This is a genomic window from Burkholderia sp. E168m23 (genome assembly GCF_016586125.1).
Lineage (GTDB): Bacteria > Pseudomonadota > Gammaproteobacteria > Burkholderiales > Burkholderiaceae > Burkholderia > Burkholderia orbicola.
Genome location: NZ_BCPP01001314.1, coordinates 1 through 1,459 on the forward strand (window position 1 = coordinate 1; position 1,459 = coordinate 1,459).

Below are 1,459 nucleotides of genomic sequence, written 5' to 3' on the forward strand. Positions count from 1 at the left end.
GCATCACGAACCTGCACGTGCCGAGCGACGTGATCGTCGACGCATCGATGCCGGCGATGATCCGCGATTCGGGCGGCATGTGGGGCCCGGACGGTCAGCTGTACGACGCGAAGGCCGTGATTCCGGACCGCTGCTACGCGGGCGTCTACCAGGCCGTGATCGAGGACTGCAAGCAGCACGGCGCGTTCGATCCGGTCACGATGGGCAGCGTGCCGAACGTCGGCCTGATGGCGCAGGCGGCCGAGGAATACGGTTCGCACGACAAGACGTTCCAGATCCCGGCGGACGGCGTCGTGCGCGTCATCGACGAAGCCGGCAACGTGCTGCTCGAGCACGCGGTCGAGTCGGGCGACATCTGGCGCATGTGCCAGACGAAGGACGCACCGGTGCAGGACTGGGTCAAGCTCGCGGTCAACCGTGCCCGCGCGACCGGCGCTCCGGCCGTGTTCTGGCTCGATCCGGCGCGCGCGCACGATGCGCAGATCATCGCGAAGGTCGAACGCTACCTGAAGGATCACGACACGAACGGCCTCGACATCCGGATCATGACGCCGGTCGACGCCACGCGTTTCTCGCTCGAGCGCATCCGCGCGGGCAAGGACACGATTTCGGTCACCGGCAACGTGCTGCGCGACTACCTGACCGACCTGTTCCCGATCATGGAACTCGGCACCAGCGCGAAGATGCTGTCGATCGTGCCGCTGATGGCCGGCGGCGGGATGTTCGAAACGGGTGCGGGCGGTTCCGCGCCGAAGCACGTGCAGCAGTTCGTCGAGGAAGGCTTCCTGCGCTGGGATTCGCTCGGCGAATTCCTCGCGCTGGCCGCGTCGCTCGAACACCTCGGCAACGCTTATCAAAACCCGAAGGCGCTCGTGCTCGCGAAGACGCTCGACCAGGCGACCGGCAAGTTCCTGGACGAGAACAAGTCGCCGGCGCGCAAGGTGGGTGGTCTCGACAACCGCGGCAGCCACTTCTACCTGTGCCTGTACTGGGCGCAGGCGCTGGCCGAGCAGACCGAGGACGCCGCGCTGAAGGCGCAGTTCGAAGGCGTGGCGAAGACGCTGTCCGACAACGAAGCGCGCATCCTGGAAGAACTGGCGGCCGCGCAAGGCAAGCCGCAGGCGATCGGCGGCTACTACCGTCCGAACGTCGAGCTGACGAGCCAGGCCATGCGCCCGAGCGCGACGCTGAACGGCATCGTCGACGCGCTCGCCTGACGCCGGCCGCGCCAGCGCGCGAGCCCGTGCATGTGCCGGCGCGGCGGGTTGAACCGTTCGCCGCCCGGCACACAAGAAAAACGCCCCGGTCGCCCGGGGCGTTTGTCGTTGCAGGCTTGCCATTCAGACGTGAACGATTTCCCATTCGGCGATTTCGTCCGGCACTTCGAGCGTGGCCGTGTCCAGTTCGGACGGTTGCGCGCAGTCGCCGCGGGAGATGCGGTCGGCCGCGACTTCCGGGC

At 67.5% G+C, this 1,459-nt stretch carries 1 protein-coding gene; it reads left to right on the top strand.

What is annotated here, in order from left to right; all coding sequences use genetic code 11:
• The coding region (locus JMF90_RS36860) for an NADP-dependent isocitrate dehydrogenase (protein WP_201326321.1) at nt 1-1,217 on the top strand (1,217 nt) is incomplete at its 5' end.
• Nucleotides 1,218-1,459 lie beyond the last annotated feature (242 nt).